26 protein-coding genes are annotated in these 25,417 nt (G+C 48.0%); 17 read left to right on the top strand and 9 right to left on the bottom strand.

Translation table 11 applies throughout. The features are described 5' to 3' along the window. Nucleotides 1-33: 33 nt before the first annotated feature. The 4 genes from nrdR to BMX44_RS16410 all read left to right on the top strand — a co-directional run bounded on the left by nrdR (nucleotide 34) and on the right by BMX44_RS16410 (nucleotide 2,408). A complete protein-coding gene (nrdR, locus tag BMX44_RS02090) occupies nucleotides 34-561 on the top strand; it encodes a transcriptional regulator NrdR (protein WP_245738790.1) in 528 nt (175 codons plus the stop codon). Nucleotides 562-604: 43 nt separating this feature from the next. Beyond that, the gene (gene ribD, locus BMX44_RS02085; RefSeq protein WP_090627487.1) at nucleotides 605-1,693 is read left to right on the top strand and encodes a bifunctional diaminohydroxyphosphoribosylaminopyrimidine deaminase/5-amino-6-(5-phosphoribosylamino)uracil reductase RibD; all 1,089 of its coding nucleotides are present in this window, start codon (nucleotides 605-607) and stop codon (nucleotides 1,691-1,693) included. Between the two features lie 46 nt (nucleotides 1,694-1,739). Next, nucleotides 1,740-1,892 (top strand): hypothetical protein, encoded by a 153-nt coding sequence (locus BMX44_RS16700; protein ID WP_177167635.1) that lies wholly within the window; start codon nucleotides 1,740-1,742, stop codon nucleotides 1,890-1,892. Between the two features lie 330 nt (nucleotides 1,893-2,222). Further along, nucleotides 2,223-2,408: a hypothetical protein gene (locus BMX44_RS16410; protein ID WP_143056867.1), complete on the top strand. Its 186-nt coding sequence runs from the start codon at nucleotides 2,223-2,225 to the stop codon at nucleotides 2,406-2,408. A 139-nt stretch (nucleotides 2,409-2,547) separates the two neighbouring features. Here BMX44_RS16410 and BMX44_RS02075 read toward each other — a convergent pair whose 3' ends face one another. Beyond that, the gene (locus BMX44_RS02075) at nucleotides 2,548-4,479 is read right to left on the bottom strand and encodes an XrtA/PEP-CTERM system amidotransferase (RefSeq protein WP_090627483.1); all 1,932 of its coding nucleotides are present in this window, start codon (nucleotides 4,477-4,479) and stop codon (nucleotides 2,548-2,550) included. 750 nt (nucleotides 4,480-5,229) lie between these two features. Here BMX44_RS02075 and bfr point away from each other — a divergent pair. After that, nucleotides 5,230-5,697: a bacterioferritin gene (gene bfr / locus BMX44_RS02070; RefSeq protein ID WP_090627481.1), complete on the top strand. Its 468-nt coding sequence runs from the start codon at nucleotides 5,230-5,232 to the stop codon at nucleotides 5,695-5,697. 87 nt (nucleotides 5,698-5,784) lie between these two features. Here bfr and BMX44_RS02065 read toward each other — a convergent pair whose 3' ends face one another. The 6 genes from BMX44_RS02065 to BMX44_RS02040 form a co-directional block, all read right to left on the bottom strand. Then, complete coding sequence (locus BMX44_RS02065) at nucleotides 5,785-7,386, bottom strand: ABC transporter permease (RefSeq protein WP_245738798.1); 1,602 nt, start codon at nucleotides 7,384-7,386, stop codon at nucleotides 5,785-5,787. A 43-nt stretch (nucleotides 7,387-7,429) separates the two neighbouring features. After that, entirely contained in the window at nucleotides 7,430-8,458 is a 1,029-nt protein-coding gene (locus BMX44_RS02060; RefSeq protein ID WP_090627479.1) for an extracellular solute-binding protein, read from the bottom strand. A 78-nt stretch (nucleotides 8,459-8,536) separates the two neighbouring features. Further along, a complete protein-coding gene (gene trmB, locus BMX44_RS02055; RefSeq protein ID WP_090627477.1) occupies nucleotides 8,537-9,247 on the bottom strand; it encodes a tRNA (guanosine(46)-N7)-methyltransferase TrmB in 711 nt (236 codons plus the stop codon). Between the two features lie 23 nt (nucleotides 9,248-9,270). Further along, complete coding sequence (locus tag BMX44_RS02050) at nucleotides 9,271-10,065, bottom strand: thiazole synthase (protein ID WP_090627476.1); 795 nt, start codon at nucleotides 10,063-10,065, stop codon at nucleotides 9,271-9,273. 137 nt (nucleotides 10,066-10,202) lie between these two features. Further along, nucleotides 10,203-10,406, bottom strand: coding sequence for a sulfur carrier protein ThiS (gene thiS / locus BMX44_RS02045; protein WP_090627474.1), 204 nt, complete (start codon nucleotides 10,404-10,406; stop codon nucleotides 10,203-10,205). Between the two features lie 160 nt (nucleotides 10,407-10,566). Further along, nucleotides 10,567-12,552, bottom strand: coding sequence for a GumC family protein (locus BMX44_RS02040; protein ID WP_090627472.1), 1,986 nt, complete (start codon nucleotides 12,550-12,552; stop codon nucleotides 10,567-10,569). A 341-nt stretch (nucleotides 12,553-12,893) separates the two neighbouring features. On the opposite strand from BMX44_RS02040, the gene sdhC reads away from it, so the two are divergent. The 4 genes from sdhC to BMX44_RS02020 all read left to right on the top strand — a co-directional run bounded on the left by sdhC (nucleotide 12,894) and on the right by BMX44_RS02020 (nucleotide 16,162). After that, entirely contained in the window at nucleotides 12,894-13,286 is a 393-nt protein-coding gene (gene sdhC, locus BMX44_RS02035; RefSeq protein ID WP_090627470.1) for a succinate dehydrogenase, cytochrome b556 subunit, read from the top strand. Beyond that, entirely contained in the window at nucleotides 13,280-13,633 is a 354-nt protein-coding gene (sdhD, locus tag BMX44_RS02030; protein WP_090627469.1) for a succinate dehydrogenase, hydrophobic membrane anchor protein, read from the top strand. The genes sdhC and sdhD overlap by 7 nt, the downstream gene beginning before the upstream one ends. A gap of 1 nt (nucleotide 13,634) precedes the next feature. Beyond that, complete coding sequence (gene sdhA, locus BMX44_RS02025) at nucleotides 13,635-15,398, top strand: succinate dehydrogenase flavoprotein subunit (protein WP_090627467.1); 1,764 nt, start codon at nucleotides 13,635-13,637, stop codon at nucleotides 15,396-15,398. 80 nt (nucleotides 15,399-15,478) lie between these two features. After that, nucleotides 15,479-16,162 (top strand): TIGR04211 family SH3 domain-containing protein, encoded by a 684-nt coding sequence (locus BMX44_RS02020; protein WP_143056866.1) that lies wholly within the window; start codon nucleotides 15,479-15,481, stop codon nucleotides 16,160-16,162. Nucleotides 16,163-16,189: 27 nt separating this feature from the next. On the opposite strand, the gene BMX44_RS02015 is transcribed toward BMX44_RS02020, so the two are convergent. Beyond that, nucleotides 16,190-17,035 (bottom strand): thermonuclease family protein, encoded by an 846-nt coding sequence (locus BMX44_RS02015; protein WP_090627464.1) that lies wholly within the window; start codon nucleotides 17,033-17,035, stop codon nucleotides 16,190-16,192. A 414-nt stretch (nucleotides 17,036-17,449) separates the two neighbouring features. Between BMX44_RS02015 and BMX44_RS02010 the strand changes: the two genes are divergently transcribed. From BMX44_RS02010 to BMX44_RS01975, 8 genes are all read left to right on the top strand, one after another. Next, nucleotides 17,450-18,886, top strand: a complete 1,437-nt coding sequence (locus BMX44_RS02010; protein WP_090627463.1) for an alanine/glycine:cation symporter family protein — start codon at nucleotides 17,450-17,452, stop codon at nucleotides 18,884-18,886. A gap of 110 nt (nucleotides 18,887-18,996) precedes the next feature. After that, entirely contained in the window at nucleotides 18,997-19,809 is an 813-nt protein-coding gene (locus BMX44_RS02005) for an ABC transporter ATP-binding protein (protein WP_090627684.1), read from the top strand. Continuing rightward, nucleotides 19,802-20,596 (top strand): lipid asymmetry maintenance ABC transporter permease subunit MlaE, encoded by a 795-nt coding sequence (gene mlaE / locus BMX44_RS02000; protein ID WP_090627461.1) that lies wholly within the window; start codon nucleotides 19,802-19,804, stop codon nucleotides 20,594-20,596. The genes BMX44_RS02005 and mlaE overlap by 8 nt, the downstream gene beginning before the upstream one ends. Nucleotides 20,597-20,600: 4 nt before the next feature. Continuing rightward, a complete protein-coding gene (mlaD, locus tag BMX44_RS01995) occupies nucleotides 20,601-21,068 on the top strand; it encodes an outer membrane lipid asymmetry maintenance protein MlaD (protein WP_090627459.1) in 468 nt (155 codons plus the stop codon). A 75-nt stretch (nucleotides 21,069-21,143) separates the two neighbouring features. Beyond that, on the top strand, nucleotides 21,144-21,755 hold the full coding sequence (locus tag BMX44_RS01990) for an MlaC/ttg2D family ABC transporter substrate-binding protein (protein ID WP_090627458.1): 612 nt from the start codon (nucleotides 21,144-21,146) through the stop codon (nucleotides 21,753-21,755). Between the two features lie 43 nt (nucleotides 21,756-21,798). Beyond that, nucleotides 21,799-22,104 (top strand): STAS domain-containing protein, encoded by a 306-nt coding sequence (locus tag BMX44_RS01985; RefSeq protein ID WP_143056865.1) that lies wholly within the window; start codon nucleotides 21,799-21,801, stop codon nucleotides 22,102-22,104. Nucleotides 22,105-22,173: 69 nt separating this feature from the next. Further along, nucleotides 22,174-23,091 (top strand): ABC transporter ATP-binding protein, encoded by a 918-nt coding sequence (locus BMX44_RS01980; protein ID WP_090627454.1) that lies wholly within the window; start codon nucleotides 22,174-22,176, stop codon nucleotides 23,089-23,091. Next, a complete protein-coding gene (locus BMX44_RS01975) occupies nucleotides 23,088-23,843 on the top strand; it encodes an ABC transporter permease (RefSeq protein ID WP_090627452.1) in 756 nt (251 codons plus the stop codon). Before BMX44_RS01980 ends, BMX44_RS01975 begins: the two co-directional genes overlap by 4 nt. A 73-nt stretch (nucleotides 23,844-23,916) precedes the next feature. Here BMX44_RS01975 and BMX44_RS01970 read toward each other — a convergent pair whose 3' ends face one another. Then, nucleotides 23,917-25,392 (bottom strand): FMN-binding glutamate synthase family protein, encoded by a 1,476-nt coding sequence (locus BMX44_RS01970; protein ID WP_090627450.1) that lies wholly within the window; start codon nucleotides 25,390-25,392, stop codon nucleotides 23,917-23,919. Between the last annotated feature and the right edge of the window lie 25 nt (nucleotides 25,393-25,417).

Genomic DNA, 25,417 nt, shown 5'->3' with positions numbered 1-25,417 from the left:
CGATTGTTCACCCGGTAGCTCGCATAATCGGTTATGAAATGTCCTTTCTGTAATGCTGAAGATACCAGTGTTATCGATTCGCGGGTGAGTGAGGAAGGCAGCCGTATTCGTCGCAGACGGCGCTGCCCTGCTTGTGATAAACGTTTTACCACGTATGAAACAGTCGAGCTACGTTTGCCTCAGGTTGTCAAACACGATGGTACTCGGGCAGAATTTGATCGCAACAAGCTGCTGACAGGGTTCAAGCGCGCCCTGCACAAACGTCCGGTACCCACCAGCTATGTCGATGCGGCAATTGATCGCATCGTGCACAAATACCTGAGCCAGGGCGATCGTGAAGTGTCTTCCCGAAGCATTGGTGAAAGCGTCATGCAGGAACTGTACAAGCTCGACAAAGTGGCTTATATCCGGTTTGCGTCGGTATATAAAAGCTTTCAGGATGTTGACGATTTCCGCGATGCGATCCGCGAGGTCAACAAGGTCAGTACAATCAAAACAGACAAGTGCGCCAAAAATGCCGGACAGGATCAACAGACTTCTTCATCATCTGAAGATGAATAGCGAAAAACAATAATTCGAAGTACAGCCGAGCCAAAAATACGCCATGTTTTCTTCCGAAGATTATAAGCATATGGCGCATGCTTTACAGCTTGCGGAAAAGGGGTTGGATACGACAACGCCGAATCCGCGCGTCGGATGCGTAATCACCCGTAACAATCAGGTTGTCGGCAGCGGCTGGCATGAACAGGCCGGCGCGGCACATGCGGAAATCAACGCCCTGGCAATGGCCGGAGAAAAAGCACGCGGCGCAACTGTTTATGTGACACTTGAGCCTTGTTGTCATCAAGGTCGAACACCGCCATGCGTCGAAGCGTTAATCCGTGCCGCAGTCGCCCGTGTCGTGATAGCCATGGAAGACCCCAATCCGCTGATGTCGGGTAGCGGCATTGGAACATTGAAGCAGGTTGGCATTGCGGTTCAATCAGGTTTGTTGCAGGAGCAGGCACGGGCGCTGAATCCCGGTTTTGTGAAACGCATGCTGCATGGCAAGCCGTGGGTACGGCTGAAAACCGCTGTCAGTCTTGACGGTAAAACCGCGCTGAACAACGGGCAGAGTCAGTGGATAAGCTGTGAGGCGGCACGTATCGACGGTCACCGCTGGCGAGCGCGTTCCTGCGCCATTCTGACCGGCATCGGCACCATACTTGCTGACGATCCGCAACTGACCGTGCGACACATTCCTGCATCGCGTCAACCCAAAAAAATCATTGTCGATAGCCGTCTCGACATACCGTCGGATGCGAGCGTACTGCAGGGTGAAGATGTTTTTATATTTACTGCATCGACTGAAGAAACCAGTAAGACAAACATTCTAGAAAAAATGGGCACTACCCAGGTCATCGTTTTCGAAGGATCGGGTACCCGGGTTAATCTGGACCGGATGATGACAACGCTGGCAAAACTGGGTATGAACGAGATTCTGGTCGAGGCCGGCAGCAGACTCAGCGGCGCTTTGATACAGAATGGCCTCGTCGATGAACTGATTATCTATATGGCGCCCAGTATACTCGGCAGCAATGCAAAAGGCATGTTTCAACTGCCGGAACTGGCCAGCCTGCAGCATAAAACTGCGTTAAACATTGAAGACGTGCGCATCATTGGAAGCGATATCAGGATAATAGCGCGACTGTAATGTACTTTCATGTGGCGGCTTCTGGCTTTTAAGCATGGACCGGGTCATGCATAATACAGCCTGGCAAAATGAAAAGGGCTGTCACGAGCTGGAAGCAGCAATTAATCGATGTCGTATTTTTCAGCGGTCTGGGATCGTGCTGGCCAAATCGTTGCTGCTGCACTGTCAACGCCTCTCTGGATCAGCCAATAATCTGTAGCTTTGAACAACGCTTGCGGCTATTTCCGGCTGACCGGTGCAAAAATTTCCTGCCATGTTTGTCCAGATTGTACAAACAAATTGCCCACGATAGATCAGGGCGCTAACCGTTCGCTTGCCCAGCTGTTGTTTGCCGCGTATGCGGAAATACTCAAAAACCATGATCAATATCACGAGAATGGACAACTTTTGCTGTTGTCATGCCAAGCGCTGCGCGTTAGCTTTCTGAGGGAATACTGACATTATCTTGAACGTTGGCGTTGAATAAAATGAACGTCGTTCGGATGGTCAAAGCGGATACAGATGCGATCAAAAGGAAGTATTAGAAACTTTGCTGCGCAACGATCAAACTACAAAATCGAATCCTGCAACCAGCGAGGAAATAGTGCTGGTCGAATTCAAAGCAGTTCGTCCGTCTTGCTGGCCGCTACAGGTGCATGTTCTTCTAAGTGGCACCAGACGCGCCCATGACGACCGTAGCAATGGTCTTGGTCCACGTTCTGGCCTAAGTCATTGAACCCGTCAGGACAGGCAGGACCTGCCGGCAGCCACCATTTGGCTGTCGCGCGATGGCGTGCGCGAGGGACAAATGGAGGGTGATGGCGCGGTGCAATCAGCGGGCTTGTTGCCGCTTCGACGTTGATATCCTGCTTTTTTTATGCAGCCTGTTTTTTCTCGTACACGAACCGGCCTGCGCCCTTGACGATGTTGCGTACAAACGATTCGAACATCAGCAGCGTCCACAGTGGCGCGCTGTAGTCGCGTCTGCCGGACTGGTGGTGCTCGACCAGTTCTTCAAGATAGGTCCGGTTGAAGATGCCGGTTTCGGCAAGTACCGGGCCCAGAACGGCGTCGCGCACGCGCTGGCGCAAGGGGCCGCGGAACCAGTCGGCGAGCGGTACCGAAAATCCCATTTTATTACGGTAGAGAATGTTGTCGGACAGGTACGGCTCCAGCGCTTTTTTGAACACATACTTGCCTTTGCCGTCCTTGAGCTTGATTGAAGCGGGCAGGGTGGAGATCCACTCGACCAGTTCATGGTCGAGTAGCGGCACTCGGACTTCAAGTGCGTGTGCCATGCTTGCGCGGTCGACTTTGGTGAGGATATCGCCGACCAGATAAGTTTTCATGTCGATATACTGTACGCGCGACAGCGCATCGTCGGTCGGGCATTGTTCGGCATAAGACCGTAAAACATTGACCGCCTGATACGCCTGCAGATCGTTTTTGAACGTGGGCGCGAACAAGCGTTGACGCATGGCGTCGCTCATGATTGAAACGCTGTGGAAATAGCCCTCGACGGCATCACGTGCGAGTGCTTCAAATGTGGCCTTGGCGCGAAACATGCGCGGCGCCCAGTCTGCCTTGGGATAGACATGGCCAAGAAAACCGAACAGCGGTTTGCGGATCGTCAACGGCAATGTGGCGCGCATTTTTTCTTCGAGCATATGCCAGCGGTAACGGCGGTAGCCGGCAAAATTTTCATCGCCGCCGTCGCCGGACAATACCACGGTGACACGTTCGCGCGCCAGCTCGCAGACGCGGTAGGTGGGCAGCGCGGAACTGTCGGCATACGGTTCGTCATACAGCAGCGCCAGCTTGTCGATCAGGTCGAAATCGTCGTGTTCGACCTGTTTGACATGGTGATTGGTACGGTAGCGGTCGGCGACTTCCTGCGCGTAGCGTGATTCGTTGAATGCGGGGTCACCGAACGATATCGAGCAGGTGTTGACAGGCTCGTTCATGATACCGCTCATCATCGCCACTACTGCGCTCGAATCGACACCGCCTGATAAAAACGCGCCAAGCGGTACTTCCGTCATCAGGTGAATGTCGACCGATTCGCGCAGTTTGGCAATCAGTGATTCCTGTACCTCGGATTCGTCGATGGTGTCCTGCCGGTTAAACGGCACGTCCCAGTATTGCTTCGGCTGCAGCTGTGTTTGTCCGCGCTGTACGGTGAGCATGAATCCCGGCGACAGTTTTCGCGCCTGCTTGAATATGGTTTTCGGTTCCGGAATATAGCCATAGGCGAAATAGTCTTCAACCGCGCAGGGATCCATATCCCGACTCAGCGCGGGGTGTGCGACCAGTGCCTTGAGTTCGGACGAGAAAATGAGTTGTCCGTTATCCAGCAGCGCGTAATAAAGCGGTTTGATGCCGAGACGGTCGCGCGCCAGAAACAGGGTCTGGCGATTTCTGTCCCAAAGCCCGAAAGCGAACATACCGCGGAAATGGTTGACGCACTGTTCGCCCCATTCCTCCCAGGCATGCACGATAACTTCAGTGTCGCAATGGGTCTTGAACTGATGCCCGGCCTCGATTAGTTGTTTGGCAAGCTTCTGGTAGTTGTAGATTTCACCGTTGAAGACGACAACGACACTGCCATCTTCATTAAACAGCGGTTGTTGCCCGCTGGCGACATCCATGATAGACAGGCGGCGATGCCCCAGTCCGAGTCCGGGCTCGATATATACCTCGCCTTCGTCCGGACCCCGGTGTACCTGGGTCTGGTTCATTTGAACAAGCTGCTGCCGGTCGATTGTGCTGTTGCCGTGCGTATCAAACAGACCTACTATTCCACACATGTCGTTAACTCGCTTAAAATCATTTTCGTAAAGGGTTTCAGTCGCAAATCCAGAATAGTCATGTGTTAATCCTGGAATTGTTGTAAGCCGCGTATTCTACGCAAGATTTTATCTGCTCTCCAGATCATTTTTGTCCGGCGGCAGCTGAAATGATAGCCGCTGGCAGATAACTTTAAGAAATAAATAATGATGGTTTTTGTGGTTATATCCTTCTTTCGGATGATTCTAATCTGCTTTGCGATGTACTGTAAGTGGTGCACCACTTGTGTTGTCTATCGCACGCCGAGGAATAATTATGAGAATTCATATGGTTAATTTATTTAAATAATTCGCTAATACACTTTGTAGCTAAAGCACGAGCCAGTTTAGCTGGTCCCTGCTACGCGAGCATATCATTTTCACTTACTTGGCAGGCAATTGATTATTCACACAGGGCAGTATTGTGTTTAGTCAATGGCACGGCTCTATGACTTTAATGGTTGGAACAATTAAGTATATAATAATATCGATAATAATTATTATTTGTAATCAATAAGTTAATTTTGTATTTATAGTAATAGGTGATTATAATGTGACTTGTTTCCGGTTTTAACCTGCTTATTTCGCGATGTTGCGGTTCTTGTTTGTTGAACCTACTAAACGGTTTTTGCAAAAAACAGGGGGAGGGTGCACGGGTCAGGCAGTTGTACTGCCTTAAATCGCAAACAGAAAGCTTATTGCAGTCAAATTGTTTTTTAGAAGGAGAGTCGCATGAAAGGAAACGCTAGAATTATCGATACGCTAAATACGTTACTGGCAGCTGAGTTGACAGCCATGGACCAATATTTTACGCATTCGCGCATGTATGAAGACTGGGGATTCAGTAAGCTTTATGAACGCATCGATCATGAAATGGACGATGAGAAACAGCACGCGGACCAGTTGATCAAACGAATTCTTTTTCTTGAGGGAGTGCCTGCGGTAGGCAACCGCAGTCCGTTAAGAATAGGCAGCGACGTGCCGGCAATGCTGAAAAACGACCTGGAACTTGAACGCGAGGTTATTGTTGCGCTGCGCGATGCTATTGCTGCCTGCGAGCAGGAACAGGATTACCAGACCAGGGAAATTCTGGAAACGCTACTGGCGGAGACTGAAGAGGATCATGCCTATTGGCTGGAGAAACAACTCGGTCTGATTGAAAAAATCGGGCTGCACAATTATTTACAATCGCAAATATAGTCGCCTGTATGTGAACTGACAATTGGTGTCGGCCGGATTTTGCGCAGCGTCGGCACTTATGAGTTTGGTCACAGTATACCGTTTTCTTCAGTGTTCGGTTTGGCGCATGAAAAAAAGAATGGGAATCAGCCCTGCGAGTACCAGTGTCAGTGCGGGTAAGGCGGCCTGTTCCCATTCCCCCTCGGAAGTCATTTCAAAGATACGTACTGCCAGCGTATCCCAGCCAAAAGGGCGAGTCATCAGCGTTATTGGCATTTCCTTCATTACGTCAACGAATACCAGCGACGCGCCGGTGAAAATACCAGATTTGAGCATGGGTATATGAATTTTTCGAATCATAACCCAGCCATGCAGACCCATGCACATGGCGGCTTCTTCTATACTGGGCGTAACCCGCTGCATGGCACCGTTAATCGGATAGTGACTGACGGCCATAAAGCGGATCAGATACGCCAGCAGCATGATGAGGAATGTACCCTGAATCAAGAGGCCCGTTTCCACCTCGAACAATGCAGAAGCCAGATCACTGAGACGGGCATCGAGCCAGCTCAGCGGTATGAAAATTCCAATAGCGAGTACAGCGCCGGGTAACGCATAGCCGATGGTAGCGGTACGTACGGCCAGTTGCATGGCGTATCCAGGAAAACGGCGCGCAGCGTAGACAATCATGATAACGGTGCAACAGGTAATCAGGGCTGCCATGCCCGAAAGTGATACCGAATGCCAGAGAAACTCAAGATATCGATTCAGGTCAAAGTCTGTTGCGAACGATTGCATTGTCCAGTGTAACAGCTGCCCGACTGGCAGTACAAAAGCAAGAAACCAGACCGCCGCAATAACACCGGTAATGCACCAGCGGTAGCATTTGGCAGGATAAATGCGGTTAGCCCGTTCGCTTTTTCTGGTTTCTGCATAGCGCATGCGTGAACGAAACTGCTGCTCGAGAACGACAATGACAAAAACGATTAGTATCAGTAAAGAAGCCAATTGAGAGGCCGCTGTCAATGAAAACAGGCTGAACCACGCCTTATAGATAGCAGTGGTGAAAGTATCGTAATTGAATACCGCAACGGTACCGAAATCGGCCAGCGTCTCCATTAGGACCAGCATCAGCCCGCCGGCAATCCACGGACGTGCCATAGGTAGTGCGACTTTATAAAAACCGGCGCGCTGTGTATGCCCCAATGATTGCGCTACTTCCAGCGACCGCTTTCCCTGACTGATGAATGCATTGCGTGCCAGCAGATACACATAGGGATAAAACGCAAGCGACATGATTATTATAACGCCGCCGGTGCTGCGAATGTCCGGAAACCATAGCAGGTCGGAGTCCAGCCAGGCGCGCAGCAGGGTCTGAATGGGGCCAGTAAAATCAAACAATCCCAGCGCAACAAAGGCAGTGACATAGGCCGGAATCGCCAACGGCAGCAGCAGCGCCCAAGTGAAAAAACTACGACCGGGAAACTCATAAACTGCCGTAAACCAGGCCAGGCTGACGCCCAGTAAGCCCGTTCCAGTCAGAACACCCAGTGCCAGCCAGAAAGTATTTTTCAACAGTAGCGGCAGAGTATTCTCTACCAGATGTTCCCAGATATCACCAGTTGGTGCGAGCAGGGACGACATGACCACACCAACTGGAATTATGACCAGCAGTGCGGCCAGAAACGGAATCAGTCGCCAGCCAGCAATCACATGTCCATCAGATTAAACATTTTAAAATGATGTGCTACGCTTATCGGTAACCTGCACGATCCATCAGTTTAACTGCCGCGGCCTGCAGTTCACCGGCCTTGACCAGGTTAATGCTGCTTTGTACAAAGCGTCCCCAGGATGCGACAATGGGATCGGGTGCAATATTTGGGTTGACCGGATATTCCATGTTGACTTCGGCAAACAGTTTTTGTGCCTGAATGGAGGATAAAAACTCAAGCAATTGCTCCGCTGCTTGCGGATTTTTTCCGTATCGCGTAAGCCCTGCGCCTGAAATATTGACGTGAACACCGCCGCTATATTCACTCTTCTGGTTAGGCCAGAAAATAGCCAGCGGCAAATCCGGATTTTTTTGCAGCAGACGTCCGAGATAATACGAATTGACAATCGTCAAGTCACACCGGCCTGCCGCGACAAATTCCATCGCACGCGTATCATCGGATAGCGGGTCTGTTGCCAGATTGGATACCCAGCCTTTCACAACTTTCTCGGCTTCAGCTTCACCAAGTTCGGCGATCATCATCGCAACCAGCGATTGATTATAGACTTTTTTTGATGTGCGCAGACAAAGACGGTTTTTCCATTTGGGATCGGCGAGGTCCTCATAAGTGGACAACTCTTCGGGATCGACTTTATCGGTATTGTAAACAATCGTACGCGCACGTATGGATAACCCGAACCACTCGTTATCTGGATCGCGCAAATGCAGAGGGATATTGGATTTGAGTATTTGCGAATCAAATGGCCTGAGTACACCTGCCTGTGCTGCAGCCCACAAGTTTCCGGCATCTGCCGTGATCAACATGTCAGCGGGTGTGTTCTTGCCTTCCGCTTGAAGACGGGCGAGCAAAGCGCCTTCTTTGTCTGTGGTAAATTTGACCTTGATACCGGTTTTTTCGGTAAACACGTCAAACATGGGTTTGATAAGTTGCTCTATTCTGGCCGAATAAACGACGACTTGCTCGGCTTGGACCGGGCTGGTTATAAAAAAAGAGAGCGCTGCAAATACAGATAGTAAAATATATTGAAATTTAAGATTTGGAATTTGCATGAGGATTCAAAATGAACAAAATGAAGTTGTTTAGCTGATTATCAATGGGTGTAACTATATTACGGATAGGAGCAATTATCAATCAGCCTTGTTTAACGCTATCACAGGGGGTGACGCGGGGGTTGAATTTCGCCGAAAAATCACGTCCCATACCGCATGTCCCAGTTTGATGCCACGTTTCTCGAATTTGGTTACAGGCCTGTACGCCGGCCGGTTTGCATATTGGCTGGCAGTATTGTACAACAGACGCTCGTTATTCAGTACTTCGATCATATGCTGGGCGTATTCTTCCCAGTCAGTAGCCAGATGCACGTACGCCTCTTGCTTTAGCAGTTTGCACAGAAGGTTGACAAATGCCGGTTGGATTAATCGGCGCTTGTGATGTTTTGCCTTGGGCCATGGATCGGGAAAAAAAATATGCACGCCGTCAAGACACATGGGTGGCAGCATATGTTGCATGACTTCTACGGCATCGTGTTGAATAATGCGCAGATTGGTAAGTCCGCGTATTTCGATCTGGTTTAGCAGGCTGCCAACGCCGGGGGCATGTACCTCAACTGCCAGATAATCCTGGTCGGGGTGGGTATAGGCAATGTCAGCCGTTGTTTCACCCATACCGAAACCGATTTCGAGTATTTTGGGCGCTTGCCTGCCAAACACGGTCTCCAGTTTGATTAGTTCGCGTTTGAAAGGAATGCCGTACTTGGGCAGCAGCGTTTCACAGGCGCGGCGCTGTGCGTTAGAAATCCTACCCTGGCGCAGAACAAAACTGCGAATGGTGTGAGTCATGAGCAGATGCGGTTTTACTCTGGCTACTGTGATCGTGCGCTGGCAATCACGCCTTCAACCGGAGAGCTCGGGCTGGCGGTATACATTTTTTTTGCCATGCGACCGGCCAGATAGGCCTCACGACCTGCTTCGACGGCTTTTCGCATTGCTGACGCCATCAATACCGGATTATGTGCAGCGGCAATGGCTGTATTCATCAGCACGCCGTCGCAGCCAAGTTCCAGCGCTATGGCAGCATCGGATGCGGTGCCGACACCGGCATCTACGAGCACCGGTACGCTGGCGTTGTCAATTATGATTTGCAGATTCCACGGATTCAGAATTCCCATACCGGATCCGATTAATGAAGCCAGCGGCATAATGGCTACGCAGCCGATTTCTTCCAGTTGTCTGGCTGCAATCGGGTCGTCGGATGTATAAACCATTACATCAAAGCCTTCCTTGACCAGTATTTCAGCTGCTTTGATCGTTTCTACGATGTTTGGATATAGCGTCCTAGGGTCTCCTAGCACTTCCAGTTTGACCAGTGTGTGGCCGTCGAGCAGCTCCCTGGCCAGGCGTAAGGTGCGGACTGCGTCATCGACCGTGTAACAACCCGCCGTGTTGGGTAGCAGGCTATATTTAGACGGGGGAACGCTGTCGAGCAGGTTGGGTTCGTCGGCATGTTGGCCGATGTTGGTGCGGCGGATCGCAACGGTGATGATTTCCGCGCCGCTGGCTTCAATGGCCGCACGTGTTTCTGAAAAATCTTTATATTTGCCTGTGCCGACCAGGAGTCTCGAAGAATAGGTTTTTCCGGCAATGATAAGGTTATCCATGAAATACTGTATTGAGTTGAATCATAATTGAGTGAACTAACAGTTATTTGCGCGATACGAAAATTTTCAGATTTTCAACGATCAACCAGTACGGGAAAAGGTGCATGCAGACAGGTATCACGGTGAATTATTCGGTGCTAGCCGCCACCGACAGCAACGACAACTTCAAGGCAGTCACCGTCAGCCAGAAACTGTTCGGCAAACTGGCTGCGTGGCACAATTTCACCGTTTCGTTCAATGGCGATTCGTTTGCCTATTAAATTGTTTTCGTCAACAAACTGTTCAATATTTATCGGCTGGTTGAACTGGCGGGTTTCACCATTGATTGTGATATGTATCATTTCAAAAAAATTACAGAATCAATCGACTGAATGTAGAGTTCACGTACAGGATGTATTTTATCATGAGGGATAAATAGGGTGAAAGTTCAGTGTATGGTTTGTCGTTTATGTCGTTGCTGGGACGGGAGTCAGTATTAAATTCTGTGGAAATAAACAATGATTATGTCATGATTTGTTGTAATTGCGGATAAATCCAGTCAATATCCTGACTGGACCGTCTGGGGCCGGCAGGCTGAAAGCTACTGTAGCTGGACAGTTCTTTCGGTGGAATGTAACCCGCAACTGCTTCAAGTTCGGCAAGACGGATGCCCTGTCTGGCCAGATAAACCAGGTAAGTATGTCGCAGTGCACCGGCGCTGATTTCACCGTTATCAGACAAGTCTGCATCAGCAATTGCACAAGTAAGTAAAGCAGTCAGGTCTTCTGCCGACAACGGCTCTCCGGATGAGTGAACCAATTTACAGGCGGTGTTTTCAAAAAGCGATTTTAAGGCAGGGCTCAACGGTATTGTTCTGGGTGTCATGCCATGGATTGTCAGTCTTTTCTTGTCAAAATCGATATCCTCCTGTTTAATCGCTGCAATTTCATCCAAAGTTGCGCCGCTGAGCAGCAGTGCAATCAACAGTTTTTCCCTGTAACCAGCACTGTGAAGTAACATTTTGATTTGCTGCGCGGAAATTTCCTGTGGCAGCGGGGTGTTCAGGGCAGGGTTCTGCTGCGGCAGGGCATCAACAGGCTGTCGCTGCATTTCCAGGGAATCCGGATTGATACGACGGTCGTACAAATGTACGCCTGACAGATTGACGATCGGTTTCGGCTCGGTTTTTCGAGTAAGAAATTCGGCGATCCAGACACAGAACAGACCGAAAATAATCGAGATGATTAAGGCGATTCCTGCATCGCGCAAATAATCAGGGCGGATGGGTGTGCCGGGTAAAAAAGCGCGTTCGATGACATCAACCTGGGGATATTTGCCTGCGTATTTGGCTTCAATCTGAGCCAGTCGTTCCTGCGTTTCACGAAAAAGTGCTTCCAGCGCTTCGAGATCACCTTTTAATGCTTCATGTTCTGTGAAACGGCTCGAAAAAGCGGTCGCTTTTCTTTTATGTACATTGAGTTGCTGACGTATTTCATCGGCAGTCTGCTTGGCCGCTGCATATTCCTGCTGCGCGTCGGATTGAACTACCGTCTGGCCGTGCTGACGCATGCGCTTGATTTCTGCTTCAAGCGCACTGAGTTGCTCGGGTATGACTTTGAGCGCAGGCGATAAGTTAAGATATTCCTGTGTGTAGCGGAGATTCAATTCCGCCAGTTGCTGTCGTAATTCCTGTGCCCGGTCTTCAAGCAGGCTCAGAGTGCGCGTGTCTTCCTGCGGTACCACGGCTTGTCCGCGTTCAATTGCTTTATTGATTGCATCCAGCTTCGCTTTGGCCTTGACTTCATCTTCACTGGCATCGTTTAACGCTTCGTTCAGTCCTTTCAAACGTGCCAGTGCCTCGTTTTCTTCACGCTCAATGGAAGCAATATCATGTTCATGTCTGAATTGGTCAAGTTCGACGCGTTTGATCTGGATTTTTTTGGTCAACCCGTCAAGTTCGTCCTGAATAATTTGAGTGGTGTCACCCAGCAGACGGGAGACCTCTGCTGCTCTGGCATCCAGATATACATCTATCCATGTATTAATCAGTAGGGGTAATGTCTTCGCGTCGGTTCCCTCGGCCACCATTTCTATCAGGTTGGTTTCGGCGACTGGCCTGACATCGAGCATCTGCCGAATATCACCTGTATTTAGATGGATATGATTGCCTGGATTATTGACAGTCTGCAAACGTCTTGACGTTTCAGCCAGCAATTCGGAGCCCAGCAATATCTGTTTCTGGATGGCAACATGTTGAATATCGGCATCGCTGCTGGGTGAATCTATTGCAGTTTTGGCAACCGTCAAGAGTGTCGCATAACTTTGATAAACAGGTGAGCGTAAAAATACATAACCTAGCGATAACCCGATACTGATCACAAAGGCAATGGTAAAAATGATAAATCGACGTGATTTATGCCACGGTCTTGTGTCAAGCCGGGGTGATTGCCAGTATTCGCTGGCATCATTGGCGGAAAATACTGTTTCCTGAGGTAAGCGGTTAGACATGTTCTGCTAGGTAATACGCTTTTTCTGGATTGTTTATATTCTAACAGGGTTTAATAGTTTCACGTTTGTTTGGTAAGCGAAAGATTTTCATCATTTACTGGAACAAAAATAGTAAAACGAACACCGCTCGCTGTTTGTTGCGACCAAAAGTCAAAGGGTTAGTCATTTACTCCGGTAAATCAAAATCAGCGAAATTCGGCTTTTTCACACGTGCATATTTAATCCAGTCAACCTTCACAGTATAAATATTATGACTTGTATCATGAAGTATAACAGACTAAACTTGTTAGCAGTGAAGCGCATCTGGATTGCTTTACATCAATCACAATAGGGTTTCATGCATGGAAGCGAAACTTTTAAAAAAACAACGCCCCAAGCATCTCAATCTGTTCAAAATCAGTCAACCATTACCGGCCATCGTTTCGATCATGCATCGTATCAGTGGTGTTTTGCTTTTTTTTCCGGGTATACCGCTGTTGCTCTATGGTCTGCAGATGTTGCTTGAGTCAGCAGATAGTTTTGAGGCATTACACACGCTTATACAGAACCCGCTCGTAAAAGGTCTGATTCTTATGTTTGTCTGGTTTGGCTTGCATCATTTGTGTGCGGGTATACGCTATCTTGCGTTAGATTTGCATTATGGCATCGCACTTGCCCATGCGCGAGCAAGCAGCAAATGGGTGCTGGCTGTGAGTGTTACGTTGACGCTGGCTGTAGGAATTACCTTATGGTAAAACAGAATGGCCGTATTGTTACGGGTGCGCACTACGGCTTAAAAGACTGGCTGGTGCAGCGTGTGACAGCCGTGTTGATGACAGCCTATATCATTTTGTTTGCTGTGGTTGTCTGGATTTCATCACCGCTGGATCAGGCAAAGTGGGTGGCTATTTTCGGTCATCAATGGATGCGAATTGCTTCATTTCTCTTTCTGGTCTCATTAATGTGGCATGCCTGGGTGGGTGTTCGCAATGTGCTGATGGATTATATCAAGCCAGTGTCAGTCCGTCTGGCGCTGCAGATTCTGGTAATTGTCTCCCTGCTGGTATACCTGGTGTGGGCTGTTGAAATTTTATGGAGCTGATGTGGCGGTTGTAACAAGAAAATTCGATGTTGTCATTGTTGGCGCAGGCGGAGCGGGTATGCGTGCAGCATTGCAATTATCCGAGGCCGGGCTCAAGGTTGCCGTGTTATCCAAGGTTTTTCCAACCCGGTCGCATACCGTATCAGCACAGGGTGGTATAGCGGCTTCACTGGGTAATGTGACAGATGATCACTGGCACTGGCATATGTATGATACTGTCAAGGGCTCCGATTATCTCGGGGATCAGGACGCGATTGAATTCATGTGTCGTCAGGCCAGTGAAGTGGTGTATGAGCTGGAGCATTATGGCATGCCGTTTGATCGTCTGGAGAACGGAAAAATTTACCAACGCCCATTTGGAGGTCAGTCCCAGCATTTTGGTGGTGCGCAGGCCACGCGCTCCTGCGCGGCCGCGGATCGTACCGGTCACGCGCTTCTCCATACACTCTATCAGCGCAATGTTAGTGCCAATACCCAGTTTTTTGTCGAATGGATGTGTCTGGATCTGGTTCGTGACCTTATTGGCGATGTGTTGGGTGTCGTAGCGATGGAAATGGAAACCGGTGAGGTGATGGTTTTGCAGGCAAAAGCCACTTTATTCGCCACCGGTGGTGGCGGGCGCATTTTTCAGGCGAATACCAATGCGCTGACGAATACCGGTGACGGGCTGGGTATTGCGGCACGTGCGGGCATTCCGCTTGAGGATATGGAATTCTGGCAATTTCATCCGACCGGCATTCATGGTGTTGGTGTATTGATCAGCGAAGCGGTAAGAGGAGAAGGCGGTTATCTGATTAACCGGGATGGCGAGCGTTTTATGGAGCGTTACGCTCCCAATGCCAAGGACCTTGCCAGTCGAGATGTAGTTGCACGGGCAATGACGATTGAGATCAAGGAAGGGCGCGGCTGTGGCAATGAAAACGATCATCTGCTGCTGAAGCTTGATCATTTGGGTGCAAATATCATCAAGACCCGATTGCCCGGAATTCGAGAACTTGCAATGAAATTCGCACATGCCGATCCGATTCATGATCCCATTCCCGTGGTACCGACAGCACATTATATGATGGGTGGCATTCCGACAAATTTTTTTGGGCAGGTAGTTGCCCCTTATAAAACAGGACCGGAAGAAATCGTGACAGGTTTCTATGCGGTAGGTGAGTGTGCTTGTGTCTCGGTGCACGGCGCCAATCGACTTGGCACGAATTCTCTTTTGGATATTATCGTTTTTGGTCGCGCAGCGGCCAATCAGATTATTGAGGATTTAAAAAGAAATACGCACCACAAGCCTCTGCCTGGCGACGCCACCGAAATGACGATGGCAAGACTTGAACGCCTGGAAACCCAAACGAATGGTGAAAACGTTGCGCAGGTAACTGATGCCTTATGCAAGACAATGCAGACTTATTGTGGCGTATTTCGTTTTGAGGATACATTGAAACAGGGCGTACAAAAAATCAGGGAAGTGGCGGATCGTGTAAATTGTACTGAGATCAGGGATAAGAGCAAAATATTCAATACGGCCCGTTTCGAGGCATTGGAACTCGATAATATGAAAGAGGTTGCCATAGCAACAATGGTATCTGCCGAAGCGCGGCGTGAAAGCCGAGGTGCGCATGCGCGCGACGATTATCCGGATCGAGATGATGACAAATGGCTGAAACATTCGCTGTTTTTTAGTGAAGATAGCCGTCTTGATTACAAGCCTGTTCGTCTTAAACCGCTGACAGTGGATTCGTTTCCCCCCCAAAAAAGAACTTACTAGCGTTGTATAATCGCGAATATCCGCCCCCCGACTCTGCCGGGTCCGAATATCAACTCTTCAATGTTTTATATCAATCAACGATGAAAATAAGTTATCTCGTCATACTGTTTGCTTTTTTTACTGGCAATGTGATTTTTTCTGTACCGGTTGCGGCCGAGCAGCGTTATGTCACTGATCGTTTTGAAATTACACTGCGAAGTGGCCCAAGCGGAAAACACGCTATTCAACGCATGGTGAAAAGCGGCACATCACTTGAACTGCTGGAACAGGATATGGAAAATGGATACTCAAAAGTCAGGACACATGGCGGTGCAGAAGGCTGGGTGCTGAGCCGCTATCTCATGCGCGAACCGGCAGCCAGGATTCAACTGGAGCATCTGGTCAAGCATATAACCAAGACGAAGCCTCAAAACAGCAGTATTCATAGCCAGGCAAATCTGATTAAAACTGAGTATGAGAAGATTAATAAGCGGGTTACTCATCTGGAACAGGAAAAAGATCAGCTGGAGCAGCAGTTGCACGATATCAAAAGTACTGCGGCAAATGTGTTGGCGATTGACGCGGAAAATAAGCAATTGCATCAGAAATTTGTTGAAACGAAATCACAGCTGGAAACACTGCAGGCGGAATACAGTGCGCTTAGCAGCAATAACGATAAAGACTGGTTTATCACCGGAGCGCTGGTGATGCTAGGCGGTTTGCTACTGGGGATGATTATTCCCAAAATCAGTTGGAGCAAACGCTCACGTTACGGCAGTTTCTGACTGCCAGCTAACGGGTACATTCGGATTTTAAAGTCGTATCAGTGCACTTGGGTGACGAATCTGAATTGAATATTTTTCACTTCTCCTGGAAACCCAGCCGCGGATTTCCACCGTTTCTCCCAGATATTCTGTTAAATCATGAAAATGATCAATATGATTATTGTCTATACGAATACTGAACTCGTCGGAAAAAAACAGATAAGTAAATTTTTTTTTCTGATGAATGGCTCGAGGTACCCCAGTGTAGCGCCGCCAGCCGCGGTTGTCAGTTGCAATTGTTGACAGTGTCCGAGCGCGATACCGCGCCATACCCCAAATTCCCAGATTATGTTGTTCTGCGAGATACTGGGCGCGCTCAAATTGGGCGGCATGTCTTAAATTCGGAGGCATAATATTCACAAAAGCCAGGCCATTTTTGATCAATTCAAGGTTGATATGCGTACCGTCGGACATAAACAAATGGGCAAGCAGCCGTTTGTATTTGTCCTGTTTCTCCAGATCGTATTCCAGATATACTTTCTGTCCCTGAAGACGTTCCTGCAACCATACTTTGGCCATTTTTCCACCAGGTTCGCCTGCGCGATAACGACTTTCAATTTCGGGTGTATTGATGCCCAATAACCTGACACGTTTGCCGTTCTCAAGAATAATGGTGTCGCCGTCATAGACTTTTTTTACCCGGTGAAGGTGCCGGTAAGTACGCTCTGATAGCTGAACTGGCTTTGCGCCATTAGTTGCTTTATCAGAATAGGTGACTTTTCCGGAGGCGTCTTCACTGCGAAAGATTTCAGCGCCGAGGGCCGTCGGGGTTTTCAGGCAGAGTAAGATCAGCAGTGCGCATGAAAAAAATAGAGCGCGTTTAAAGTTCATCATAAGCTTGAATCATTCTTTTAGTTAGTTGTAACCGGTAAATACAGTGTTGAAGATTGTTGTGTAACTGTAGGCAGCAAATATGCTTAAACATAAAAATATGGCACAATAGTAAAATTTTGTATCGGCTGAGTGCATGCGTTTTGGTATGCCTGGTGACTACTGTAGCAATTGTTTTTATCGAGTCCGGGCGTTACCAGTATTGAAGCATTTTAGCTGGTGGATTTAAACAACAATTACCCGGTAATGTTATATACGGTTTTCTGTTTTACTTTTTAATGATCACAAAAATAATAATGTCTGAGAACTCGGATCGATTGATGCACTGCAGCCACCGTGGATCGCTCGGCAATATATTTCGATCAGCAACACACAGGGCAGCGTGATCGGCGCCAGGCCACAGGAGTAAATATCTACATGGAAATCGATAAAATCATCGATGCGGCTGTTGAACCGATTTCAAATTCCGTTGCTGCGGTTATTTTCTATAGCATTCCGTTTCTTGATTCTGAAATCAAGCTGGTTCTGGTGTGGCTGGTTGCAGCTGCACTTTTTTTTACAGTGTATTTTGGTTTTATTAATATTCGCTGTTTTCGTCACGGTATCGATGTGCTGCGTGGCAAATACGATCGGCACGATGTGGATGGCCAAATCAATCGATTCCAGGCTTTGATGACCTCGCTCTCAGGAACAGTTGGTTTGGGCAATATTGCTGGTGTGGCCGTAGCTATTTCAGTGGGTGGTCCAGGTGCGGCATTATGGATGTCGGTCATGGGCGTCTTCGGTATGTCTACCAAATTCATAGAAGTCACACTGGGTGTCAAATACCGGCAGCACGGGTCTAAGCGACATCCAGAAGCGATCTCGGGCGGTCCCATGTACTACCTCAGAGCGGCCTTTGATCAGTTTCACAAACCCCGATTGGGCAGATTTATGGCTGGTTTCTTTGCGCTGTGTTGTGTTGGCGGCACTATTGGAGCCGGTGGATTGTTTCAAGCAAATCAGGCATACCAGCAGGCTTTGGTTGTCAGCGGCGGTGAATCTGGTTTTCTGGCCGAACGTGGCTGGCTATTTGGAATTTTTATGGCATTACTGGTCGGCCTGGTGATTCTGGGTGGTATTAAATGGATTGCGGCGGTGGCAAGTAGTGTCGTGCCGGTAATGGCGATGATCTACATTGTAGCGGGTCTAGTGGTGATTGGAGTACATTATGAAACGATACCGGATGCGTTGCAGACTATCGTAGAAATGGCATTATATCCGGAGGCGGGGGTTGGAGCATTGATGGGTGCCTTGCTGATGGGAGTGCAACGCGCCACTTTTTCTAATGAGGCCGGCCTGGGGTCGTCCGCAATTGCGCACAGCGCTGTGAAGACGGATGTGCCCGTCAGTCAGGGTATGGTGGGTATGCTGGGACCTTTTATAGATACAGTGGTTATCTGTATGATCACAGCACTTGTTATCGTAATTTCTGGGGCTTATATCGAAGGCAGCGGCATTGAAGGTGTAGAACTGACATCCCGCGCTTTTGCAGCAGGAATTTCGTGGTTTCCCTACGTGTTATCGGTGACGGTTTTCTTGTTTGCTTACTCTACCATGATCTCATGGTCCTATTATGGCTTGAAATGTACGACTTATCTGTTCGGTGAGTATGACATTGTCGAAAATATTTATAAGGTTTTATATTGCGTGTTCATCGTGATTGGGTCAGCAACACAGTTGTCAAACATCATTTTATTTACCGATTCCATGGTTTTTGCCATGGCGGTACCGAACATTATCGGTTTGTACCTGTTAGCGCCAGAGATCAAGAAAGACCTGCAGGCATATCTGAAAAATTTACGAATGCAGTAAACAGGATGACGAAATCCGCAACGAATGATCCTGGTGCAACAGCTCCTAGCGCCTGCTAAAATCTCGCCGATACAATAATCATCTCAATACGTATCTTAGCCACTTTAATGATGACAGCCGAAACACTTGTAGAAATCAGCGATTTGAATTTTTCATACGATACACGTGCCATTCTGAATGGCGTTAACATGACCATGAAGCGCGGTCAGGTGATTGCTATTATGGGTGGAAGTGGGTCAGGAAAAACAACGCTGCTGAAATTAATCGGTGGAGAGGTGACCCCGTCATCCGGTTACGTGAAGGTTTCGGGGCAGGTCATACATGAACTCAATCGCGACGCCTTGTTTGCCATGCGTCGTAAAATGGGTATGCTGTTTCAGTTTGGTGCATTGTTTACCGATTTATCCGTATTTGACAATGTGGCATTTCAGATGCGCGAGCATAGTGATTTGCCAGAATCCATGATACGTGATCTGGTACTGATGAAACTGCATGCAGTCGGTTTGCGTGGGGCGCATCGTCTAATGCCGGCTCAATTATCGGGGGGTATGTCACGACGTGTTGCTTTGGCACGGTCGATTGCACTTGATCCTATGCTGATGATGTTTGACGAGCCTTTTACCGGTCTTGACCCGATTTCACTGAGTGTGATTGGAAGTCTGATTCGTCGTTTGACAGATGCTTTGGAAATGACGTCGATTATTGTTACGCATGATGTGCAGGAATCTTTGAGTATCGTTGATTATGTGTATTTTATTGCGGATGGTGTGATTGCCGCTCATGGCACGCCGGAAGAAGTGAAAGTTTCCAAAGCCCCATTTGTACACCAGTTTGTTCATGGCGAGACTGACGGGCCAGTGCCTTTCCATTATCCGGCGCAAACATACCTTAAAGATTTGCAACTGGAGAAAACTGTTGCCTAAACGTATCATTGCAGGCATTCAAAAGGTCGGCCACCGTACCATAGAAGGTATTCGCAGACTCGGGCATGCCACACTTTTTTTTCTGCTAGTGTTGTTAAAATCCGGCACCAGTTTGCGGCGCTTCAATCTGGTAGTGCGGGAATTATATTACGTCGGTGTTCTGTCGCTGATTATTATTGTTGTTTCCGGTCTATTCGTGGGCATGGTACTTGGTCTGCAGGGATATGAGACGTTACAGAAGTATGGTTCGGAATCGGCAGTCGGCACGTTGGTAGCATTATCACTGGTGCGCGAGCTTGGACCGGTGGTGGCTGCATTGCTGTTCGCCAGTAGAGCCGGGTCGGCAATAACCGCCGAAATCGGCTTGATGAAAGCGACTGAACAGTTATCCGCAATGGGCATGATGGCGGTAGATCCTGTCGCCAGAGTCGTAGCGCCGCGTTTCTGGGCGGGTGTGATATCCATGCCACTGCTGGCAGCCATATTTTCGGTTATGGGTATATTTGGCGGTTATCTGGTTGCAGTTGTGTTTATCGGTGTAGATGCAGGCTCGTTCTGGTCACAAATGCAGAGCAACGTTGATTTCCGCATTGATATCTTGAATGGATTTATTAAAAGCTGTTTTTTTGGCGTCGCGGTAACGGCGATTGCCGTGTTTGAAGGTTATGATTCCCCTCCTACGGCCGAAGGTGTTTCAGGCGCGACAACGCGTACAGTTGTCACTTCATCACTGGTCATACTGGGGCTTGATTTTATACTGACAGCTTTCATGTTTAGAGGATTGTAAGTAAATGCAACGAGCAACGCTGGATTTATGGGTTGGGCTGTTTGTTTTGGCCGGAATTGGTGCGCTTATGATTTTGAGTCTTAAAGTGGGAAATCTGGATACCTACAACGGATCGGGCACTTACGTTATTAAAGGCAATTTTGAAAATATCGGAGGATTGAAGATCAGAGCCCCCGTTAAAAGCTCTGGTGTTGTGGTTGGACGTGTAGCGGATATTCAGTTCAGCACGAAAACATACGATGCAATTGTGACAATGAATATTGAGCAGCGTTATCAGTTTCCCAAGGATACATTTGCAAGTATTCTGACATCCGGTTTGCTGGGTGAACAGTATATCGGGCTGGATGCAGGTGGCGATGAAGCGATGCTCAAGGAAGGTGATACAATCATGAAAACAAATTCAGCCATGGTCCTCGAGGAAATGATCGGACGTTTTTTGTTTGATAAGGCTTCAGAAGATGATGCATTCTAAACAGACAGTATAGAATTTTTGTTACATGAATTTTGTATAGATTAATCGAATATTGAATCAAATTGTGAGAGAACAATGAAAAAACTGCTTGGCGTAATGATATTTTTGCTTTCATATCTGTTCGTGTTCCCGGCGTGGTCAATGATGGAACCGGACCGGCTTGTCGATAAAACCGTTCAGGAGGTTCTCGATATTATCGGTAAAGACGATAAAATTGGTGAAGACAAGGAGAGAATGCTGGATTTGATTGAAAATAAAATCCTGCCGCATTTTAATTTTACGCGCATGACAAGCCTGGCGATGGGCAAACACTGGTCATCTGCAGCGCCAGAACAGAAAAATGTGTTGGTGGAGGAATTCAAAACGCTACTGGTCAGAACCTATTCCAATGCATTGACGACTTATCGCGACGAAACGGTAAAAGTCAATCCTATCAGGGATCTGGGCAATAAGGCCGATGCCACGGTCAGAACAATCGTCCATCAGGGCGGCGGTAAGCAGCCTGTTCCGATCGATTACAGTATGGAAAAAGGGTCAGATGGCTGGAAAGTCTATGATGTGACAGTAGCGGGCGTCAGTTTGGTCACCAATTACCGAGGATCATTTAACAGCCAGATTCGTAAGGGTGGAATTGATGGACTGATCAAAGTCTTATCCGACAAGAATCGATCGCTGGAAGGAAAATGATAACCGATGATTGATAAATTCAGTCAAAGAAAGCCGTTTTGTAATGGTACATCGTGAAGGCAATACAATTGTAGTCAAAGGTGCTGTCACCATTCGCAATGTCGTTGAATTGATGCGGCAAGGTGTTGCATACATTGAAGATAATGCTGTCGGAAGTCATCTGCAGATTGATTTGCATCAGATTTCCGAAGTAGATTCAACTGCGATCAGCATGCTGTTTGAATGGTATCGGGCAGCAAATAACAATGGCTGCGAACTCGAAGTAACGCATATGCCAGCAAGTCTTGAGAGTCTGGTGCAACTGTATGATGTGAGCGATATTGTTACACCGGGCGCCGGCAGACAGTAGCCGGCGTTTTTTTACATTCAGATTTTCGATTTAGTATTTACACAACGATTCAGCCGAAAGATCAAATCAATGACTGCAGCGATAGTCGTACAAAACGTATGTAAGTATTTTGGTGCGTTTTGTGCGCTTGATCACGTGCATTTGGAAATTCAGCCAGGTGAATTTTTTGCGTTACTTGGACCCAATGGTGCCGGTAAAACTACGTTGATTCATACCATAGCCGGGCTGTCTGTTGTCGATAGTGGCTCGATTCATGTGATGGGTAATCATGTGACCAGGCAATATCGTCAAGCCCGCATGAGACTGGGAATAGTGCCGCAGGAGCTTGTGTTCGATCCTTTTTTTACCGTGCGCGAAACACTGAAAATTCAGTCGGGCTATTATGGTATCTCAGATAATGGTGCGTGGATCGATGAGATTATTGCCCGGCTGGGTCTTGCTGATAAAGCGGATACCAATATGCGTGCGCTTTCCGGTGGCATGAAGAGACGAGTCATGGTAGCGCAGGCGCTGGTGCACAAACCGCCAGTAATTATTCTGGACGAGCCAACCGCAGGTGTTGATGTAGAATTGCGCCAGTCACTCTGGGATTTTATCCGTGAACTTAACGTGGCAGGACATACTATTGTTCTGACAACACATTATCTTGAAGAGGCAGAGGCATTATGTAACCGGATTGCCATGTTGAAACAGGGTAAGGTCATTGCTTTGAATAGCATGCAAAATTTCATCAGTACGATGTCTGTAGGTTATACCTTGCGCTTGAAACTATTGCCGGACACTTTGCCTTCGATGCTGCGGGAAATACAGACCGGTTATCGGAACGGATACATTGAATTGAAGCTGGACAACTATACGCAGATTGAACCGATACTTGCCCAGTTGAGGCTGTCTGATATCCAGATACTGGAAATGCAGTTGCTGCAACCTGATCTGGAGGATGTGTTCGTCAGTTTAATGAACAATCCATTGGCACAAATTCAATGACAGGATTTTTTACATTATTATACAAAGAGCTGCTTAGGTTCTGGAAGGTTGGGTTTCAGACCATACTGGCGCCCATTGTGTCGACGTTGCTGTATCTGTTGATTTTCTTACACGTGCTGGAATCACATGTGGAAGTGTATCAGGGTGTTTCATATACGGTCTTTTTGATACCGGGCCTGGTGATGATGGCAGTAATGCAGAATGCGTTTGCCAATGCATCGTCAAGTATGATCCAGTCCAAAATCAGCGGTAATATTGTCTTTGTGTTACTGTCGCCATTAACTTATCGCGACATTTTCTTTGCTTATATACTGGCTTCGGTTGTACGAGGGTTATTGGTAGGGGCAGGGGTGTATCTGGTAACCGCATTGTTTTTTGATACGCCCACGTACTGGCCATTGTGGATATGGATTTTTGCAATACTGGGCAGTGGATTGCTTGGCGCACTTGGTGTTATCGCCGGAATCTGGGCGGACAAGTTCGACCAGTTGGCTGCTTTTCAGAATTTTATCATTATTCCATTGACTTTTCTTTCCGGGGTGTTTTATTCAATTCACTCGCTGCCGCCTGTCTGGCAGTTCTTGTCACATCTCAACCCCTTCTTTTATATGATAGATGGGTTTCGGTACGGCTTTTTTGGTGCTTCGGATTCGTCGCCATATTTAAGTCTTTGTATCGTCACTGCGTGTTTTGCAGCAATCTCCCTGCTAGCGATACAAATGCTAAGAAGCGGTTATAAATTACGGCATTAATTGGAAATTGGTAATGTTATGCCCAGCTTTGTAAAATGAGTAAAGGAATCTTATTTTCAATATTCGTATATTTTTATTCTGTTTCAGGATAGGGGTACAGCATATTCATGGCAATGCTCTTGCCGGCCGTTTCTACAATGCGAACATGCTCCCGTCTGAATTCACGCGCGTGTCTCAGTCCGCAAGAGTGTGCAATCATAGCGACTTCTTTATTGTAATTTCTGGCGTAATTGGCAACACGTACACATTTTTCTTCAACGACCAGGCCGCTTTGCAGTCGCGGGTTGTGCGTAGTGACGCCAGTCGGGCATGTGTTCTTGTGGCAGCGCATTGCCTGAATACAACCCAGTGAGAACATAAATCCACGTGCGGTATTGACGAAATCAGCGCCAGCGCAGAGGGCCCAAGCACCTTGATTTGAAGTGACGAGCTTTCCTGCTGCAACTACGCGAATACGGTCTTTCAACCTGGATTCGATTAATGAATCGACGACACGTGGCAGTGCTTCCATAATGGGAAGGCTAACGCTGTCCATGAGTGTCTGCGGCGCAGCACCACTGCCGCCTTCACCGCCGTCGATGGTGATAAAATCGGGCGCGTAGTGCAGGCCTTTGCGGACAATACAGTCGCACAGTTCATTAATAAAATGCCAGCCGCCAATGGCGGTTTTTATGCCGACGGGACGACCTGTAACTTCCCTGATGTAATTGATTTTTTCAAGTAGTTCGTCAATATTGTTAATATCTTTGTGTCGGTTTGGGCTGATTGAATCCCTAAATGCAGGTATACCTCTAATAATTGAGATTTCTTCTGTGATTTTACCGCCGGGAAGCAACCCACCCTTGCCGGGTTTTGCGCCTTGAGAAAGCTTGATCTCGAATGCTTTGACAAGTTCCCCCAGTTCCTCGGCACGCTCCGCTGAAAAATTACCATGTTCATCACGAATACCGTATTTGGCGGTACCTATCTGCATGATAACGTCACATTTGCCTTCAAGATGGTAGGGTGCGAGACCGCCTTCGCCGGTATTAAGCCAGCAACCGGCTTGAACGGCGCCCAGAGACAGTGCGCGGACAGCAGGTTTGGAAATTGCACCGTAACTCATGCCACTGATGTTGATAATGGACTTGGCCACGAAAGGATGTTTGGCATAGCCCTCACCGATCAGTAATGGCGGTGTAGGTAGCTGGTTTTCTTCCAGAATCGGGAAAGCGGCATTAACAAAAATGATTGCTCCCGGGTCCCGCAGATCAATGGTTGAACCAAAGCCGATCAGACCGCCTTTGTCTTTGGAATGACGATATACCCAGTTGCGGGTAGCACGGTTAAAAGGCATTTCCTCCCTGTCGTTGGAAAAAAAATATTGCCGGAAATATTTTCCCTGCTCTTCAAAGAAAAAGCGTAACCGACCGATAATCGGGTAGTTGCGTAGTATAGAGTGTTTTTTCTGGCTGATATCTTGAATGAACCAGAATACAATTAGACCGATCACGACAAGACCGAACATCGTAGAAAAGATATAAGTGAGCAGATCCATCGCGTTTGACATAAATTCTCCTGTTACTCAAGGGTTA

Origin of the sequence: Nitrosomonas marina (assembly GCF_900110145.1) — a bacterium.
Lineage (GTDB): Bacteria > Pseudomonadota > Gammaproteobacteria > Burkholderiales > Nitrosomonadaceae > Nitrosomonas > Nitrosomonas marina.
Note: the sequence above shows the minus strand (reverse complement) of the source record. Positions and strands in the feature narration are given on the sequence as shown.

Bases quoted from the DNA above. Each gene is read 5' to 3' on its own strand.
- nrdR (WP_245738790.1), top strand. From the start codon at position 34: ATGAAATGTCCTTTCTGTAATGCTGAAGATACCAGTGTTATCGATTCG.
- ribD (WP_090627487.1), top strand. From the start codon at position 605: ATGTTTTCTTCCGAAGATTATAAGCATATGGCGCATGCTTTACAGCTT.
- BMX44_RS16700 (WP_177167635.1), top strand. From the start codon at position 1,740: ATGCATAATACAGCCTGGCAAAATGAAAAGGGCTGTCACGAGCTGGAA.
- BMX44_RS02075 (WP_090627483.1), bottom strand. From the start codon at position 4,479: ATGTGTGGAATAGTAGGTCTGTTTGATACGCACGGCAACAGCACAATC.
- bfr (WP_090627481.1), top strand. From the start codon at position 5,230: ATGAAAGGAAACGCTAGAATTATCGATACGCTAAATACGTTACTGGCA.
- BMX44_RS02060 (WP_090627479.1), bottom strand. From the start codon at position 8,458: ATGCAAATTCCAAATCTTAAATTTCAATATATTTTACTATCTGTATTT.
- trmB (WP_090627477.1), bottom strand. From the start codon at position 9,247: ATGACTCACACCATTCGCAGTTTTGTTCTGCGCCAGGGTAGGATTTCT.
- BMX44_RS02050 (WP_090627476.1), bottom strand. From the start codon at position 10,065: ATGGATAACCTTATCATTGCCGGAAAAACCTATTCTTCGAGACTCCTG.
- thiS (WP_090627474.1), bottom strand. From the start codon at position 10,406: ATGATACATATCACAATCAATGGTGAAACCCGCCAGTTCAACCAGCCG.
- BMX44_RS02040 (WP_090627472.1), bottom strand. From the start codon at position 12,552: ATGTCTAACCGCTTACCTCAGGAAACAGTATTTTCCGCCAATGATGCC.
- sdhC (WP_090627470.1), top strand. From the start codon at position 12,894: ATGGAAGCGAAACTTTTAAAAAAACAACGCCCCAAGCATCTCAATCTG.
- sdhD (WP_090627469.1), top strand. From the start codon at position 13,280: ATGGTAAAACAGAATGGCCGTATTGTTACGGGTGCGCACTACGGCTTA.
- BMX44_RS02020 (WP_143056866.1), top strand. From the start codon at position 15,479: ATGAAAATAAGTTATCTCGTCATACTGTTTGCTTTTTTTACTGGCAAT.
- BMX44_RS02015 (WP_090627464.1), bottom strand. From the start codon at position 17,035: ATGATGAACTTTAAACGCGCTCTATTTTTTTCATGCGCACTGCTGATC.
- BMX44_RS02010 (WP_090627463.1), top strand. From the start codon at position 17,450: ATGGAAATCGATAAAATCATCGATGCGGCTGTTGAACCGATTTCAAAT.
- BMX44_RS02005 (WP_090627684.1), top strand. From the start codon at position 18,997: ATGACAGCCGAAACACTTGTAGAAATCAGCGATTTGAATTTTTCATAC.
- mlaD (WP_090627459.1), top strand. From the start codon at position 20,601: ATGCAACGAGCAACGCTGGATTTATGGGTTGGGCTGTTTGTTTTGGCC.
- BMX44_RS01990 (WP_090627458.1), top strand. From the start codon at position 21,144: ATGAAAAAACTGCTTGGCGTAATGATATTTTTGCTTTCATATCTGTTC.
- BMX44_RS01985 (WP_143056865.1), top strand. From the start codon at position 21,799: ATGGTACATCGTGAAGGCAATACAATTGTAGTCAAAGGTGCTGTCACC.
- BMX44_RS01980 (WP_090627454.1), top strand. From the start codon at position 22,174: ATGACTGCAGCGATAGTCGTACAAAACGTATGTAAGTATTTTGGTGCG.
- BMX44_RS01975 (WP_090627452.1), top strand. From the start codon at position 23,088: ATGACAGGATTTTTTACATTATTATACAAAGAGCTGCTTAGGTTCTGG.
- BMX44_RS01970 (WP_090627450.1), bottom strand. From the start codon at position 25,392: ATGTCAAACGCGATGGATCTGCTCACTTATATCTTTTCTACGATGTTC.